Genomic DNA, 15,753 nt, shown 5'->3' with positions numbered 1-15,753 from the left:
CGCCGCCAGCTCGGTGAACCTCATCGCCGGCCGCGACCCGGCCGGGATCAGCTCGCCCGTCGCCAGCGAGGCCGAGCCCCGCTGGCCGCCGAAGCTCATCTCATAGGCATAGATGATCCGCTGCCCCGGCACGATGTCGAGGTAGTGGGCCCGGACGGTCATCTCCTGCCCGTCGGGCATCCGCCAGCGCTTGGCTTCGACCCCGCCGACCCGGAAGTCGAAGAGGTCCTCCAGCACGGCCCAGTCGGGGTGGCAGTCGGTCCAGCGCCGCTTCAGCTCCGGCTCCGCCCAAAAGCGGAAGGCATGGGCGGGGCTGCCGGGCAGCGCGCGTTCGACGACGAAGGTGGAATGGTCGACGGTGGTCACGGTTCCTCCTCGGGGATCTCGCGCATGGCCGCCTCCAGGCGGTCGAAAGCGGCGTTCAGGGCGGCTTCCCGATCGCGAACCCAGTCGGCGATCACGGTCAGGGCGGCGGGCTGCAGGCTGTAGGTGCGCGCGCGGCCCGCCTTGCGCGACACGACGATGCCGCTGTCCTCCAGGATCCGGAGATGCTTGACGGCCGAAGGCAGCCGCATCCCCGCCGGCTCGGCCAGCTGCTTGACCGTCGCCGGGCCGCGGCTGAGGCGCTCGGCCATGCCCCGGCGGTTCGGGTCGGACAGGGCGATGAAGATGCGGTCGAGCGCCTGCAGCTGCACCTCTCAGCTCTCCGGCTCGTCGTGCAGGAACCGGTCCGGCATCGCCTCGCGATACGGGAAGTTCGAGAACCAGGGCCGCGCCTCGCGCAGCGTGCGCCGCATCGACGGCCGCGCCTGCAGCCGCTCGAAGTAAGCGGCGAGGTTCGCGTAGTCCGGTTCGAAGGGATGGACCATCGAGGCGTAGAACAGGGCCGGCGACGCGGCGCAGTCGGCCATGGTGAAGCGGTCGCCGATCGCCCACTCCTTGCCGGCCAGATGGACATCGAGCATGGCGTAGGCGGTGTCGAGCGACCGCCGCGCCTCGGCGACGCCATAGGGATCGCGGCTGTCGACCGGGCGCAGCCGGTCGCCGACGATCCGCTGCATCGGCGCGGCGACATAGAGGTCGAAGGCTCGGTCCCAGAGCCGGGCGTTGAGCTCCTGCTCGCCATCCTCCGGCAGCATCGGGGCCGGGCCCGGATAGTGCTGCTGGACGTATTCGATGATGATGCTGGTTTCCGCGACGACGCGGTCGCGCGCCGTGTCGTGGAGCACCGGGATCTTCCCGACCGGCCACTTCGCCATCAGCGCCGCCGCCTCGCCCGGATCGCCCAGGTCCACCGTCACCCGCTCGAACACCGTTTCGTTCTCGTAGAAGGCAATCAGGACCTTGTGACAGAAGGACGCCAGGGGGTGGAGGTACAAGGTCAGGGCCATCGTTCCGCTCCCATAGTTTCCTCAGGGAGAAACTATCAGCGGCGGGCCTTCAGGGCAATAACAGTTTCCTGTCTTGGAAACTGTTCGGGCTGCCAAGGCACGGTGCGGCTGATCGAGCTCGAGGCAGAACGGCTATCGCTTCAGCTCCTCGACACACTTCACACAGAACAGGCCCCGGCCTTCCATGCGTTCGTAAGCCGCCTCAAAGGCCTCCCAACGGCCATCCTCGACATCGATGGCCTCTTCCACCGGCAGATCGGCCAAGCTGATGAACCGCTCAAACCCGAGGGAGCTGAAGCAGTCGTCGCAGACCAGCATATGGGACAGGATGCTGAACCGGCGACCGCGCGGCACTGTCCCGGCATCGATTTGCTCGGCGACATGCGAGCAGGTCTCGATAATCTCGGCCTGGCCATGAATTTTACAGATCGTGATGCCCATCCGGACCTCTCAAGCCTGCGGCCGGAAGCATAGCAAAAATCGCCGCCGGCTGCGGAGGTGATCGGCCCTTCACCATTCCGGCTATTCCGCGGCCTTGGCCCGCGCCTCGCGCAGCTGGTCGACGCTGCGCACCGACAGGCGGGCGGCGCCACCCCAGTCGCGCGTCGCCACGCCGCCGCGGGCCAGGCGCTGCCGGGCGCCGTCGACGGCATGGGCGAATTGCGGCAGCCATTCGGCCTGGGCCACCAGCAGCTCGTCGACCATCTGCCAGACCTCCTCCGGGTTGCAGACGGCGCCGACCAGCGGGTCGTGCAGCACCGCCAGGCGCAGCAGGTCGAGGTCGCCGGTGACGGCGGCCTGCACGGCCATGCGCTGGACATTGACCGAGGCGCTGCAGGTGGCGGCGCAGCCCAACGGCAGCTCCAGCCCCGCCACCATGTTCAGGCCGAAGCGGTCGACGAAGCCCGGGGTCTCGACGATGCAGTCCTGCGGCAGGTTCGTGATCAGCCCGCGGTTCTTGACGTTGAAATGGCCGCGATAGACCCGGCCGGTCTCCAGCGCCTCGATGATGGAGCTGCCGTGCTCGTCGGAGCGGCGATAGTCGGACAGCGGCGCCCCGGCCTCGGACAGCCAGCGCGGGAAGTCGGTCTCGAACCAGGTCCGCTGCTCGGTGCAGTGGCGCAGATAGCCGCCGGTCTCGCCGTTGATCCAGGTCGACAGGTCGATCCAGCGGCCGATCTCGTCCGGCCGCTTCCGATACCAGGGCAGGTATTCGCTGAGATGGCCGTTGCTCTCGGTCGAATAGCAGCCGAAGCGCCGCAGCACGTCGATCCGGACCTTCTCCTCCTCCCGGAACCGCGGATGGCGCTCGAAGGCCTCCAGCAGCTCCGCCGCCTCGATCTTCCGGCCGCGGAAGCGGATGTCGATGTACCAGGTCTGGTGGTTGATGCCGGCGCAGACATAGTCGACCTCGCGCGGGTCCTCGGCGCCCAGCACCTCGGCGATCTGGTGCCAGCCATGCTGCACGCCGTGGCACAGGCCGATGGTGTTGGCGACGCCGCCATGCTCGATCGCGGCCCAGGTGTTCATCGCCATCGGGTTGGCGTAGTTCAGGAACCACGCCCCCGCCTCCGCCTCCGCCCGGATGTCGCGGCAGAACTCCAGCACCTGCGGGATGTTGCGCTGGCCGTACAGGATGCCGCCGGCGCAGATGGTGTCGCCGACGCATTGGTCGACGCCGTATTTCAGCGGGATCTCGATGTCGCTGGCGAAGGCGCGCAGGCCGCCGATGCGGACGCAGCTGATGACGTAGCGCGCGCCCTCCAGCGCCCGGCGCCGGTCCGCCGATGTCGTGACCCGCGCCGGCAGCCGGTTGGCCTCGATGTCGCGGCGCAGGATCTGCGCCACCATGTCGAGGTTGTCGGCGTTGATGTCGTGCAACGCGAATTCGGTGTCCTGCAGCTCCGGCACCGTCAGCATGTCGCGCACCAGCTTCCGGGTGAAGCCGACGCTGCCCGCGCCGATCACGGCAACCTTCATCGCATCCTCCCGGAGCCCACCGGCCCCTCGGCAAGTTATTCCGTGCTATGGTCCATGGCTGCGAAAACCGGCGAAAGAGGAATTTCGTGCGATCATGGGGCATTCCATGCTGCCGGCGCTGCGAGAGCGCACTCCGGGCGGGGTCTCGGTGGTGTTCCCGAAGGACCGCTACCGGCTGCACGCCATGGTCACCAGCGCCGGCTACGACCGCTGCACCGACCCCGGCTATGACTGGCACGGGCTGAGGCGCGGCGACGCGCCCTTCGTGCTGCTGCAGCACACCATCGGCGGCCGCGGCCATCTGCGGGTCGGGCGCAAGCGCTGGGAGCTGCGGCCGGGCCAGACCATGCGCTGCGCTTCCCGCAGGACAACCGCTACTGGCTGGGCCGCAACCCGGAATGGGAGTTCTTCTGGCTGTGCCTGAACGGCCGCGAGGTGCTGCGGGTGTGGCGCGAGGTGATCGCCGCGCACGGCCCGGTGGTGACGCTGCCGGAGGCCGCGGTCGAGCGGCTGGCCGGGCTGTGCCTGTCCGCGCTGCAGGGCGAGGCCGTCAGCCCGGCCCGCGCCTCGGCCCTCGCCTACGCCGCGGCGATGGGGCTGGCCGAGGAGCTGCTGCCCTGGGGCGAGGCGCCGGCGGATTCGCCCCGGCCGGCGGCGATCGAGCGGGCCGTGTCGCTGTGCGCCGGCCAGCCGGCCGAGCGGATCGACGTCGCCCGCATGGCCAGGGCCGCCGGCTACAGCCGCTATCACTTCAGCCGGGTGTTCGCCGCGCATGAGGGCACGACGCCGGCCCGCTACCTGCTGCGCCTGCGCATGGAGGAGGCGGCGCGGCTGCTGCGTGTCGACGAGGCGCCGGTCAAGGTGATCGCCCAGCGCTGCGGCTTCGACGACGCCAACTACTTCGCCAAGGTGTTCCGCCGCTTCTACGGCATCGGGCCGCGCGACTTCCGGCGCAGCGGCATGTATGCCGGGGTGGTGCGGGCCGGCCGGGGGGAGGCCGGCCCGCCGCCCCCGGCTTAGCCGGCGTTGCCGCCGCCAGCGATGGCGGAGGGCTTGCCGCCGACCGGGACGTCCAGCCCCTGCTTCAGGCTGTTCAGGTAGAATTCGCGGATCCGGCCGTTCTCGGGGTCGCTGACGAAGGCGCTGTTGCCGATGATCGCGACCGCCGGGGCCGGCGTCGCCGCGTCCCAGGCGCAGTCGAAGGCCGGGACGGCGTCGAACTCGGCGACCGCCTTCCACTCCGGCGCGATCTCATAGACCCGCAGCTTGCCGTCCTGGGTCAGGTTGACGACGCGCTTGCCGTCGCCGGTGACCTCGTACTGGCAGACCGCCTGGCCGCCGGGGATCGGGAACACGTCCGCGGCAGCCAGCGTCTCGGCCTTCGGGTCGATCCGCAGCAGGGCGGCGAACGGACGCCCCTGATCGCCGCCGTAATTGGCGACCAGATAGGGACCCGACGGACCAGCCTTGATCGTGCTGGCGCGGCGGCCGTCGGGATAGGCGAGTTTGCGCGCGCCCCAGGCCCCGTCCAACCCCTTGCCCACCACCAGGACGCCGCCGTCGCTCGCGGCGTCGCCCTCGATCCGGGCGTTGCAGCCGAAGACATGGAGGTCCTGCAGCCCGGCATGGCCGTGGAACTCCTTGCAGGAGCGGTCGAGGTCCGCGGTGTCGTTGAAGGTGGCGACGGCCTTCCAATCCTGGGATCGATCGAGGATCTGGAAGCCGTTCGGCCGCGACGACACCGTCTTGTCGTCGCCCTTCGCATAAGCCTCCTTCGACACCGAGATCAGGAAGCGGTCGCCGCCGAGCGGCACGGCGATGCCGTGCTGGGGCGCCGGCGCCGGCCAGACCGTGGTGTCGACCTTGTCCCCGTCCAGGCTGTCGAGCCGGATCGCCACCACCTTGGGGTCGCTCTCGCCGAGCCAGGGGCGCTGCCCGTCGTAGAACACCGTCAGCCAGCCCTGCTCCGACACGACATGGGACGGCTTGTCGCCGGTGAGGGTGAGGTCGAGCAGCCGGACCTCGCCCTTCTCGATGTCGAAATGGTCCTCGTGCGACTCATAGAACAGGCCGCTGTCCAGCACTCGGATGGTGCCCGAATCGTCGCCCGTGCGGATCACGACGAAGCGTCCGCCTTCGGTGCCGATCAGCGTCGGATCGGCCTTCGACACCTCGAAGCTGTGGGTCACCTTCGCGGTGTCGAGGTCGAGCACGCTGACGACCGGCGTCTCGTGGTCGGCGAAGACCAGGCGGCCGCGCGACACCTGGTCATGGGCGGACGCGTCGGCGGAGAGCGCGGCCAGCAGCGCTGCGGCGGCGGACAATCGGGTTCCGGTCATATCGGGCGGCCTCGTGTGAAATCTGCGATTTGAATTTATGGTATATCATAACAAATAGAGACAACAAGACGCACGACGAATGCTCGCTCCTCCGTCATTGCGAGCGTAGCGAAGCAATCCGGGGCCGCCTGCTCCGGCCCCCTGGATTGCTTCGTCGGTTTCGCCTCCTCGCAACGACGGTTTTGTCGGGCCGGGCCTCAGACTTCGACCCGGATCGTCGCCGACAGCAATTCGGTGCGGTCGGCCCGGGTGCCGACCAGGATCTCGATCTCGCCGGGCTCCAGCACCGGCTTCAGGTCGAGGCCCGGGAACTGCAGCGCCTCGGCCGGCAACGGCAGGCGCAGCACCTGCTTCTGGCCGGGACCCAGCGCTGCCTTGGCCATGCCCTTCAGCTCCAGCAGCGGCCGGGCCACGCTGGCGATCGGGTCGCGGGTGAACAGGAACACCGTCTCCTCCCCCGCCGCCGTGCCGGTGTTGGTCACCGCCACCTCGACCGTCAGCGTCTCGCCCGGGCGCAGCACCGGGGCGGAGACGCGCAGGTCGCCGAGGGCGAAGCGGCTGTAGGACAGGCCGTGGCCGAAGGGGAATTGCGGCGTCGACGGCAGGTCGATGTATTTGCTGGTGTAGTGCTGCTCCGGGTCGGTCGGGCGGCCGGTGTTGCGCTCGCCGAAATAGATCGGCACCTGGCCGACATCGCGCGGCCAGGTCACCGGCAGCCGGCCGGAGGGGTTGACCGCGCCGGTCAGCACATCGGCCACGGCATGGCCGGCCTCGTGCCCGAGGAACCAGGTGGCCACGACTGCCGCCGCGCGTTCGAACAGCCAGGGCAGCATCAGCGGCCGGCCGGAGCTCAGCAGCGCCACCACCGGCACGCCGAGGTCGAGCACCGTCTCGGCCAGGTTGCGCTGACGCCCTGGCAGGTCCGGCCGGGCCCGGCTGGCCGCCTCGCCGCTCATGACCGCCGCCTCGCCGAGGCACAGCAGCACGATCTCGGCGCCGCGCGCGGCCTGGACGGCGGCGGCGATGCCGGCGTCGCCGCCGCGCTCGATCTCGGTGCCGGGGACATAGGCGATCTCGGCCTGCGGCAGGGCGGCCTTGACGCCCTCGAGGATGGTCACCGCCTCCTCCCACCGGCCGGCGCCGGCCCAGGAGCCGAGCATCTCCGACCGCGCATCGGCCAGCGGGCCGATCACGGCGATGCGCTTGGCGGACGGCGCCAGCGGCAGCACGCCCTTGTTGGTCAAGAGCACGATCGACTTCGCCGCCGCGTCGCGCGCCAGGCGCCGCCGCTCCGCCGCGTGGAAGGCGTCGGGCACGGCGACGACGCGGCGATACGGGTCGTCGAACAGGCCGAGCCGTTCCTTCAAGCGCAGAACGCGGCGGACCGCGCCGTCGATCTCGTGCTGGGTCACCAGGCCGCGCTGCAGCGCCGTCGGCAGGCCGGCGGCGTAGGCGCCGCTCATCATGTCCATGTCGATTCCGGCCTTCAGCGCCAGGGCCGCGGCCTCGACCGCGTCGGCGGCGACGCCATGGCTCAGCAGCTCCATGATCGCGTTGTAGTCACTGATCACCGCGCCGTCGAAGCCGAGCTCGCCCAGCAGCGTGCCGCGCAGCAGAGCGGCATTGGCCGTCATCGGCACGCCGGCGACGTCGTTGAACGCCGGCATCACCGTGGCCGCCCCGGCGGCAAGGGCGGCGGTGAAGGGCGGCAGGTAGACCTCGCGGATCGCCCGGTCCGACACGTCGGCCGAGTTGTAGTCCCGCCCGGCGAGCGCGGCGCCATAGGCCAGATAGTGCTTGGCACAGGCCGCCACGGCGTCGGGCGCCGCCAGGTCGGCGGTCTGGTAGCCGCGGACCTTGGCCTCGGCGATGCGGCAGGCCAGCCAGGGATCCTCGCCCGGGCCTTCTGAGATACGGCCCCAGCGCGGGTCGCGGGCGACGTCGAGCATCGGCGAGAACACCAGGTCGAGCCCGTCCTCCGCCGCCTCCATCGCCGCCTCCCGCGCGGTGTGCTCCCACAGCTCGGGCGAGAACAGCGCCGCCTCGGCCAGCGGGATCGGGAAGATGGTGCGGTGGCCGTGGATGACGTCGAAGGCGAAGAACAGCGGGATCTTCAGCCGCGACTCCTCGACCGCCAGGCGCTGGGTCTCGCGCACCCGGTCCGGGCCCCAATGGTTGAACAGGCTGCCGATGCGGCCGGCGCGGATGCCCTCGGTGACGTCGCCCGGCAACACCGGCCCGGTCACCGCCAGCGTCGAGGACATCATGGTGAGCTGGCCGATCTTCTCGTCGAGCGTCATCGCCGCGAGCAGGGTTTCGATCCGATCCAAGGGCCGACTCCGCCTTTGCCGCCTCCTCGGAGGCATGCCCGGGATGAAGGCAAAAAAAACGGGCGCCGGAAAGGAGAATCCAGCGCCCGAGTCGAGGGGAATGAAGAAGACTTAGAAGATCAGGCCTTCGGCAGCTTCAGCGCGACGAAGCGCTGGTCGCCCTGGTGGTTGATCAGCAGCATCACGGCGTTGCGTTCCGCCTCCTTGGCCGCCTGGACCTGCTTGGCGACCTCGGACGGGGTCTTCACCGCCTCGCTGCCGACCCGGACGATGACGTCGCCGGGGCCGACACCGGTCTCGCGCGCCGGGCCGTCGTCGCGGATTCCGGTGACCAGCACGCCCTCGATCTCGTCCGGCACGCTGAACTCGCGGCGCACCTTCGGGGTCAGGGCCGAGAGCGACAGGCCGAGCTGGTCATCGACCGCCGGGCCGTTCTCGTCGGCGCTGGCGACCTTCTCCTGCGAGGCCGGCAGCTTGGCGATCTCGACCGAGATGCTCTCGGTCTTGCCGTTGCGCAGCACCTCGACCGGCACGGTCGTGCCGGCGGTGGTGTCGGCGACCAGGCGCGGCAGGTCCGACAGCTGGTTCACCGGCTTGCCGTCATAGGTGGTGATCACGTCGCCCTGGTGCAGGCCGGCCTTCAGCGCCGGGCTGTCGTCCTGCACGTCGGCGACGAGCGCGCCCATCGCCTTGTCGAGGCCGAGGGCCTCGGCCATCTCCGGCGTCACCGACTGGATCTGCACGCCGAGCCAGCCGCGCTGGACGCTGCCATGCTCGCGGATCTGGGCGATCACGGTCTTGGCCAGGTTCGACGGGATGGCGAAGCCGATGCCGACCGAGCCGCCCGACGGCGAGTAGATGGCGCTGTTGATGCCGATCACCTTGCCGCTGGTGTCGAAGCTGGGGCCGCCCGAATTGCCGCGGTTGATCGGCGCGTCGATCTGCAGGAAGTCGTCGAACGGGCCGGAATGCAGGTCGCGGCCGCGGGCCGAGACGATGCCGGCCGTGACGCTGCCGCCGAGGCCGAACGGGTTGCCGACGGCGACCACCCAGTCGCCGACCTGGGCGGCATCGCTGTCGCCCCATTCGACCGTGGTCAGCTTCTTGTCGGTGTCGATCTTGAGCAGAGCGAGGTCGGTCTTCTCGTCGGTGCCCACGACCTTGGCCGGGATCACGGTGCCGTCATTGAGGGTGACGGTGATGTCGTCGGCGTCTTTCACCACATGGTTGTTGGTGACGATGTAGCCGGCCGGGTCGATGATGAAGCCGGAGCCGGCGCCATGGATGATCTGGTTGCTGTCGTCGCCGCCCTCACCGCCGCCACCGCCACGGGGCCCACGGCGGCCTGGCTGCTGCTCGTCGAAGAAGCGCTTGAAGAACTGGTCGAAGGGCGAGCCGGGCGGGAACTGCCGCTGCATCTGGCCGCCCTCATCCTGGTCGGCCATCTGCTGCGACGCCGACGGATGCTCGGTGGTCGAGACATTGACCACGGCCGGGGTCACCTGGCGCACCAGGCCGGCGAAGGAACCGGGGGCGGCCGGGACGATCGAGGTCTGCGCCTCGGCCTGATTCTGGGCCACGGCCGGACGGTCGAAGGTCAAGACGGCCCCGACCGGCACGCCGATCAGCGCCGTGCCGAGCAGCAGCGCCGCCGTCATCCGGCGGAGGCCGGTCCGCGGGCCGCGATCGTCGGAACCGAGGGGGGTCTTCATCTGCATCATCTCCACCACTGTCCTAAGCGCCGACGCGACTGGCCGGCGTGTGGTGATGAAGATGAGCTGTCGGCCTTTAACCTCCTGTTTCGACGCCATTAATTCGGATTAATATTGGTCGGCGACCGGGTTGCCCGGCACAGCTGTCAGGATCCTTTCACCAACCTTAACGAAAATTATATTGCTGGCCCCGGACCCGGGGCGCAAAACCAGGACGTGACTTCGGCCCATGCTGGCGGCGCGCATCCGCTTCCCGCCAGCACCCGACCACCAATCGTCGGCCCGACCGCTGCGTCGTTCAGGCCGGCGACACTGAAACCCAGTGATTGTTCCTTGGCATCGGCCTGCCCATATCTTGGGTGTCGGCCGATATGGCCGAGAACCGATCCCGATGTTCACCCGTCACGGTGAGCGGGAGAGAGATGTGATGATGACAGCTTTCCTGGTCGTCTGGGCCGTCATCGGCCCTTCCGTCGGCCTCGCCGTCGGCGCGTGGTGGTGCAGCCGGGACCGGGAGGAGGAGGCGCGCTTCACCTCCCGCCAAGTGGTCCCGGCCGCGGAACGCTCGTTGGGATGGCGCTGAGCCGCGCCGCAGCCCTCAGATGATGGTCAGAAGGGACTGGAACTCGGCCGGGTCGATCTCCGGCTGCGGGTCGCCCCAATAGGCCGGCACCTCGTCGGTGATCTGACTGAGGACATGCACCCGGACATCGGGGCAGCCGTCGATCCGCTGCTGCACGGAGGCGTCCACCGGCCAGACCGTGGCGACCAGCATCAGCACGTAGGAGAGGTCGTCGGTGGCGTCGGAGAGCGGCAGCAGCAGGGTGCGCTTGCGGACGCTGTCGAGGCCGTCCGACAGCGCGAATTCGGCATAGATCGGCCGCTCGGAAAGCTGGACCGACATCAGCCCGCGCCGTATCGCGTCATGGCGCTCACCGCTGCACAGTTCCTCCAGCGGCCGCCCGGGCAGATTCCGGTCCGAAGGCAGCCCCGCACCCTGGGCGTCGAGAGCGAAGCGGAACGTTCCCTCACACGGCATCCAGGCCCACAGCAGGATGGGTGGAGGCAGCCGGCTGAGGCTGGCGAAGATCATGTCGTCGCAAGCCGGAAGACGCCCTCGCGACGCGAGCCGCGACCAGATCCGATAGACCGTCCGAAGCTGCCGGTCCGCAATCGCCTCATCAAAGGCCACGCTAACCATCCCCCCACAGGAAGCTCGCCGCACACGCGAATAAACTTTGCTCTCACATCCTAAACTATGCATCCCCCAATTGGAGGATGACATCGAAAGTTTTCAACTTCGCGACACGATTCGTCGGGATCTGTTGCCGGAATGCCAAGCGGGCGTGACGCAGGCCTTGCGCGGGAGTATTCCACGTTTCAACTCCGGGTTTTGACGAGTCGAAGCGATCATGTGCCGCTGGCTGAGCTATTCGGGCGCCCCGATCTTCCTCGAGAAGCTGCTGTTCGAGCCTGAATTCTCGCTGATCGCCCAGAGTCTGCACGCGCGAAAAGCGGTGGTGGCGACCAATGGCGACGGTTTCGGCGTCGGCTGGTACGGCGAGCGGCCGGTGCCCGGCCTGTACCGCGACATCCTGCCGGCCTGGGCCGACCCGAACCTGAAGAGCCTGGCGCACCAGATCCGGGCCAGGACGTTCTTCGCCCATGTCCGGGCTTCGACCGGCACCGCGACCAGCCGGGCCAACTGCCACCCCTTCAGCCAGGGGCGCTGGCTGTTCATGCACAACGGCCAGATCGGCGGCTACGACCGGATCCGGCGGCGCCTCGACGCGCTGATCCCGGACGAGCTGTATCCCCGGCGCGGCTGCACCACCGACAGCGAGCTGATCTTCCTGACGCTGTTCGGCTTCGGCCTGGAGGCGGACCCGGCCGGGGCGCTGCGCCGCACCGCCGCGGCGATCGGCGAGGCCATGGCGGATGCGGCGATCGACGAGCCGTTCCGCATGACCGCTGCGCTGAGCGACGGCTGCAGCGTCTGGACCGTGCGCTACGCCACGGACGAGACGCCGCCGTCGATGTTCTACTGCGCCGATGACGGCCAGCGGCTGATCGTGTCGGAGCCGCTGGACGGCAATTTCGGCCACTGGCACCGGGTGCCGCCCGGCCATCTGCTGGTGACCGACTGCGCCGGCCGGCTGGACCTGGAGGCGTTCCGCCCCTGATCCGCCGGCCGGCATCGGGTCAGGCCCGCAGCCGTTCGTTGTTGGGATCGAAGGGCGATTCCTCGATCACCATGGCGCGGTGCGGCTTGCCGAGGATGCTGACGTCGAGCTCGGTGCCGATCTCGCCGAGGTCCGGCCGGACCATCGCCAGGGCCAGAGACTTGCCCAGCCGCCAGCCATAGCCGCCCGAGGTGCAGCGGCCGACCAGCTCGCCGCCCTTGGTGATCGGCTCGTTGCCGCGGGCGTCGGCATCGCCGACATCCATCACCTCCAGGGTGACGAAGCGGTTCTTGAAGCCGCGCTCGCGCCACGCCACCAGCGCGTCGCGGCCGATGAAGTCGCCCTTGTTCGGATGGACGAAGCGGTCGAGTCCCGATTCCAGCGCCGAATACTCGATCGACAGCTCGCGCGGGATCAGACGGTAGGATTTCTCCAGCCGCAGCGAGTCCATCGTCCGGATGCCGAAGGGCTTCAGGTCGAATTCGCGGCCGGCATCCATCAGCAGGTCGAAGATGGTGTTCTGCATCTCGATCGGGTGATGCAGCTCCCAGCCCAGCTCGCCGACGAAGTTGACGCGCAGCGCCTGGGCCTGGGCGATGCCGACATTGATCGGCTTGCCCGACAGCCAGGGGAAGGCGGCGGTCGACAGGTCGGTGTCGGTCAGCTTCTGCAGCAGGTCGCGCGAGCTCGGGCCGGCCAGGACGAAGACGCCATTCTGGGTGGTGATCTTCTGCAGGTCGACCGAGCCGTCGCGCGGCCGCAGCTTCTGCAGCGTGTCCCAGTCGTGCCGCTCATAGGCGCCGGCGCCGACCAGGTAATAGTGGTTCGGCGACTCGCAGTAGATGGTGAACTCCGACCGCACCCCGCCATTCTTGGTCAGCAGATGCGCCAGGGTCATGCGGCCCGGCTTCTTCGGCACCCGGTTGGCGACGATGCCGTCCAGCCAGGCGGCCGCGCCCGGTCCGCTGACCGTGTATTTGGCGAAGGCCGACATGTCGAGCAGGCCGACGGTCTCGTGCACGTGCCGGGCCTCGCGGCCGACGAACTCGAAGTAGTTGGAGCGGCGGAAGCTCCACTTTTCCCGCACCTTCTCGCCCGGCGCCGCCGGGGCATGGTTCTCGTTGACCAGCGTGTCCGGCTTGTTCAGCTCCGCCTCGGTCAGCCCGTAGCCCTCGGGCGCGAACCAGTTCGGCCGCTCCCAGCCATAGACGGTGCCGAACACGGCGCCGAGCGCCTTCATCCGGTCGTAGCACGGCGCCCGCTTCAGCGGCCGCGCCTCCGCCCGCTCCTCGTCCGGGTAGTGGACGGTGAAGACGTTGCGGTAGGCCTCCTCGTTCTTGGCCTTGAGATAGCCGCGCGAGGCGTAGGGGCCGAAGCGACGCGGGTCGACGCCCATCATGTCGATCGACGGCTCGCCCTCGACGATCCATTCGGCCAGCTGCCAGCCGGCGCCGCCGGCGGCGGTGACGCCGAAGCTGTGGCCCTCGTTCAGCCAGAAGTTCTTCAGCCCCCAGGCCGGGCCGATGATCGGGCTGCCGTCGGGGGTGTAGGCGATGGCGCCGTTATAGACCTTCTTGACCCCGACCTCGCCGAAGGCCGGCACGCGGGCGATCGCGGTCTCGATATGCGGCGCGATCCGCTCCAGATCCTCCTGGAACAGCTCATATTCCGACTGCTCGTCCGGGCCGTCGAGATAGCAGCAGGGCGCACCCGGCTCATAGGGGCCGAGGATGAAGCCGCCGGCCTCCTCGCGCAGGTACCAGGAGCTGTCGGCCTCGCGCAGCACGCCCATCTCCGGCAGGCCCCGGCGGTGCCGCTCCTGCACCGCCGGGTGCGGCTCGGTGACGATGTACTGGTGCTCGACCGGGATCACCGGGATGTCGAGCCCGACCATGGCGCCGGTGCGGCGGGCGAAGTTGCCCGAGGCCGAGACCACATGCTCGCAGGTGATGTCGCCCTTGTCGGTCTTGACCAGCCACTCGCCGGACGGCGTCTGCTCGATCCCGGTCACGGTGGTGAAGCGATAGATCTCCGCGCCTAGCGCCCGGGCGCCCTTGGCGAAGGCCTGGGTCAGGTCGGCCGGCTGGATGTAGCCGTCATCCGGGTGCTGGATCGCGCCGATGATGCCATCGGTCTCGCACAGCGGCCAGATCTCCTTGACCTGGGCCGGGGTCAGCAGGTTGACCCTGATCCCGATCGTGTCGGCCACGCCCTTGTAGTACATGAACTCGTCCCAGCGGTCCTTGGTCCGGGCGAGACGGATGTTGGAGACCTGGCGGAAGCCGACATGCTGGCCGGTCTCGGCCTCGAGCGCGTTGTAGAGCTTGACCGAGTGTTTGTGGATCTGCCCGACCGAGTAGCTCATGTTGAACAGCGGCAAGAGGCCGGCGGCATGCCAGGTCGAGCCCGAGGTCAGCTCCTTGCGCTCGATCAGGACGACGTCCGTCCAGCCCTTCTTGGCCAGGTGATAGAGCGTGCCCACGCCCACCACGCCGCCGCCGATCACCACCACGCGCGCTGTTGACTTCATCGCTCGAACCGCTCCCTGCGGGCCCACACGGCCATCCTGAGACGAGTGTCCGGGCGGGGCCGGTTCGAGGCTAATCCAGCCGCGACCTGTGATGTCGCAGGCCCGCCAAAGCCCAAGTCACGTCAAAGATTGGCGATGTCGCAATCGGGACGGCCGGCCGCGTCGGGATCGGCATGCTGGCGGCAGATCCCTGCGAGGCCGACCATGACGCTGCCGTCCGACCCGAAGATCGTCTTCCTCGACCGCGAGACCCTGGCGCCGGCAATCCGCCTGCGCCCGCCCGCCTTCCCGCATCGCTGGGAGGAGCACCAGCGGACCGCGCCAGACCAGGTGCCGGAGCGGCTGCGCGGCGCCGGAGTCGCCGTGATCAACAAGGTCCAGCTGCGCGAGCCGGTGCTGGAGCAGTTGCCCGACCTCCGCCTGATCGCGGTCGCCGCCACCGGAACGGATTGCGTCGACACCGCCTGGTGCGACCGGCACGGCGTCGCGGTCTGCAACATCCGCGGCTATGCCGTGCACACGGTGCCGGAGCATGTCTTCACCCTGATCCTGGCGCTGCGCCGCTCGCTCCTGCCCTATCGCCGCTCGGTCGAGGCCGGGCGCTGGCAGGAGACCAGGCAGTTCTGCTTCTTCGACCATTCGATCCTCGACCTGCACGGCGCCCGGCTGGGGCTGATCGGCGGCGGCTCGCTGGGCAATGCGGTGGCGACGATCGGCCGGGCCTTCGGCATGGATGTCGTCTTCGCCGGCCGCAAGGGCGACGTCGCCCCGATCGACGGCCGCGTCCCGTTCGACGAGGTGATCGCGACCAGCGACGTGATCTCGCTGCACTGTCCGCTGCGGCCGGAGACGCGGGGCCTGATCGGCGCCGCGGAGTTCGCCCGGATGAAGCCGGAGGCGCTCCTGATCAACACCGCCCGCGGCGGGCTGGTCGACGAGGACGCGCTGACCGAGGCGCTGCGGGCCGGCCGCATCGGCGGCGCCGGCTTCGACGTGGCGCTGCCCGAGCCGCCGCCGGCCGACGCGCCGCTGATGAAGCTCCTGGACCTGCCGAACTTCATCCTGACGCCGCATGTCGCCTGGGCTGGCCGCAACGCCATGCAGGCCCTGGCCGACCAGCTGGTCGACCTGATCGACGCCTTCCAGCAGGGCAAGCCGTTCAATTTGGTGGCTGGCGGGCGGGCCTGAAGCGGCGACATAGTCGTACGGTGAAGGTTTTTCGCGTTGCCTCTCCCGCCTGGCGGGAGAGGTCGGGCGTCCGTAGGACGACCGGGTGAGGGCGGGCCTA

At 69.3% G+C, this 15,753-nt stretch carries 15 protein-coding genes; 5 read left to right on the top strand and 10 right to left on the bottom strand.

Going from position 1 to position 15,753, the window contains the following annotated elements; translation table 11 throughout:
• From ACTOWL_RS35780 to ACTOWL_RS35760, 5 genes are all read right to left on the bottom strand, one after another.
• A partial coding sequence (locus ACTOWL_RS35780; RefSeq protein ID WP_441326080.1) for an SRPBCC domain-containing protein occupies positions 1–366 on the bottom strand: 366 nt, incomplete at its 3' end.
• Positions 363–695: an ArsR/SmtB family transcription factor gene (locus tag ACTOWL_RS35775; RefSeq protein WP_441326079.1), complete on the bottom strand. Its 333-nt coding sequence runs from the start codon at positions 693–695 to the stop codon at positions 363–365. The genes ACTOWL_RS35775 and ACTOWL_RS35780, both read right to left, overlap by 4 nt.
• A gap of 3 nt (positions 696–698) precedes the next feature.
• Positions 699–1,391, bottom strand: a complete 693-nt coding sequence (locus tag ACTOWL_RS35770) for a glutathione S-transferase family protein (protein WP_441326078.1) — start codon at positions 1,389–1,391, stop codon at positions 699–701.
• A gap of 132 nt (positions 1,392–1,523) precedes the next feature.
• Positions 1,524–1,832: a hypothetical protein gene (locus ACTOWL_RS35765; protein ID WP_441326077.1), complete on the bottom strand. Its 309-nt coding sequence runs from the start codon at positions 1,830–1,832 to the stop codon at positions 1,524–1,526.
• An 81-nt stretch (positions 1,833–1,913) separates the two neighbouring features.
• Entirely contained in the window at positions 1,914–3,371 is a 1,458-nt protein-coding gene (locus ACTOWL_RS35760) for an alpha-glucosidase/alpha-galactosidase (RefSeq protein ID WP_441326076.1), read from the bottom strand.
• A gap of 106 nt (positions 3,372–3,477) precedes the next feature.
• Here ACTOWL_RS35760 and ACTOWL_RS35755 point away from each other — a divergent pair, with 106 nt between their 5' ends.
• A complete protein-coding gene (locus tag ACTOWL_RS35755) occupies positions 3,478–3,795 on the top strand; it encodes a hypothetical protein (protein ID WP_441326075.1) in 318 nt (105 codons plus the stop codon).
• A gap of 11 nt (positions 3,796–3,806) precedes the next feature.
• On the top strand, positions 3,807–4,391 hold the full coding sequence (locus ACTOWL_RS35750) for a helix-turn-helix transcriptional regulator (protein ID WP_441326074.1): 585 nt from the start codon (positions 3,807–3,809) through the stop codon (positions 4,389–4,391).
• Here the strand turns inward: ACTOWL_RS35750 and ACTOWL_RS35745 are convergent.
• From ACTOWL_RS35745 to ACTOWL_RS35735, 3 genes are all read right to left on the bottom strand, one after another.
• The gene (locus ACTOWL_RS35745) at positions 4,388–5,710 is read right to left on the bottom strand and encodes a hypothetical protein (protein ID WP_441326073.1); all 1,323 of its coding nucleotides are present in this window, start codon (positions 5,708–5,710) and stop codon (positions 4,388–4,390) included. The genes ACTOWL_RS35750 and ACTOWL_RS35745 overlap by 4 nt on opposite strands.
• Before the next feature lie 197 nt (positions 5,711–5,907).
• Entirely contained in the window at positions 5,908–8,040 is a 2,133-nt protein-coding gene (locus tag ACTOWL_RS35740; RefSeq protein WP_441326072.1) for a glycoside hydrolase family 3 N-terminal domain-containing protein, read from the bottom strand.
• A gap of 119 nt (positions 8,041–8,159) precedes the next feature.
• Positions 8,160–9,752, bottom strand: a complete 1,593-nt coding sequence (locus ACTOWL_RS35735; protein ID WP_441326071.1) for a DegQ family serine endoprotease — start codon at positions 9,750–9,752, stop codon at positions 8,160–8,162.
• Between the two features lie 427 nt (positions 9,753–10,179).
• Here ACTOWL_RS35735 and ACTOWL_RS35730 point away from each other — a divergent pair, with 427 nt between their 5' ends.
• Positions 10,180–10,335 (top strand): hypothetical protein, encoded by a 156-nt coding sequence (locus ACTOWL_RS35730; protein ID WP_441326070.1) that lies wholly within the window; start codon positions 10,180–10,182, stop codon positions 10,333–10,335.
• A 15-nt stretch (positions 10,336–10,350) separates the two neighbouring features.
• On the opposite strand, the gene ACTOWL_RS35725 is transcribed toward ACTOWL_RS35730, so the two are convergent.
• Positions 10,351–10,845 (bottom strand): hypothetical protein, encoded by a 495-nt coding sequence (locus ACTOWL_RS35725; RefSeq protein WP_441326069.1) that lies wholly within the window; start codon positions 10,843–10,845, stop codon positions 10,351–10,353.
• Positions 10,846–11,164: 319 nt separating this feature from the next.
• Between ACTOWL_RS35725 and ACTOWL_RS35720 the strand changes: the two genes are divergently transcribed.
• A complete protein-coding gene (locus ACTOWL_RS35720) occupies positions 11,165–11,935 on the top strand; it encodes a class II glutamine amidotransferase (RefSeq protein ID WP_441326068.1) in 771 nt (256 codons plus the stop codon).
• Between the two features lie 19 nt (positions 11,936–11,954).
• On the opposite strand, the gene ACTOWL_RS35715 is transcribed toward ACTOWL_RS35720, so the two are convergent.
• Complete coding sequence (locus tag ACTOWL_RS35715) at positions 11,955–14,465, bottom strand: GcvT family protein (RefSeq protein ID WP_441326067.1); 2,511 nt, start codon at positions 14,463–14,465, stop codon at positions 11,955–11,957.
• 204 nt (positions 14,466–14,669) lie between these two features.
• Here ACTOWL_RS35715 and ACTOWL_RS35710 point away from each other — a divergent pair, with 204 nt between their 5' ends.
• Positions 14,670–15,653, top strand: a complete 984-nt coding sequence (locus tag ACTOWL_RS35710; protein ID WP_441326066.1) for a D-2-hydroxyacid dehydrogenase — start codon at positions 14,670–14,672, stop codon at positions 15,651–15,653.
• The last annotated feature ends 100 nt before the right edge of the window (positions 15,654–15,753 follow it).

Origin of the sequence: Inquilinus sp. CA228, from assembly GCF_052078665.1 — a bacterium.
Taxonomy (GTDB): domain Bacteria; phylum Pseudomonadota; class Alphaproteobacteria; order DSM-16000; family Inquilinaceae; genus Inquilinus.
Note: the sequence above shows the minus strand (reverse complement) of the source record. Positions and strands in the feature narration are given on the sequence as shown.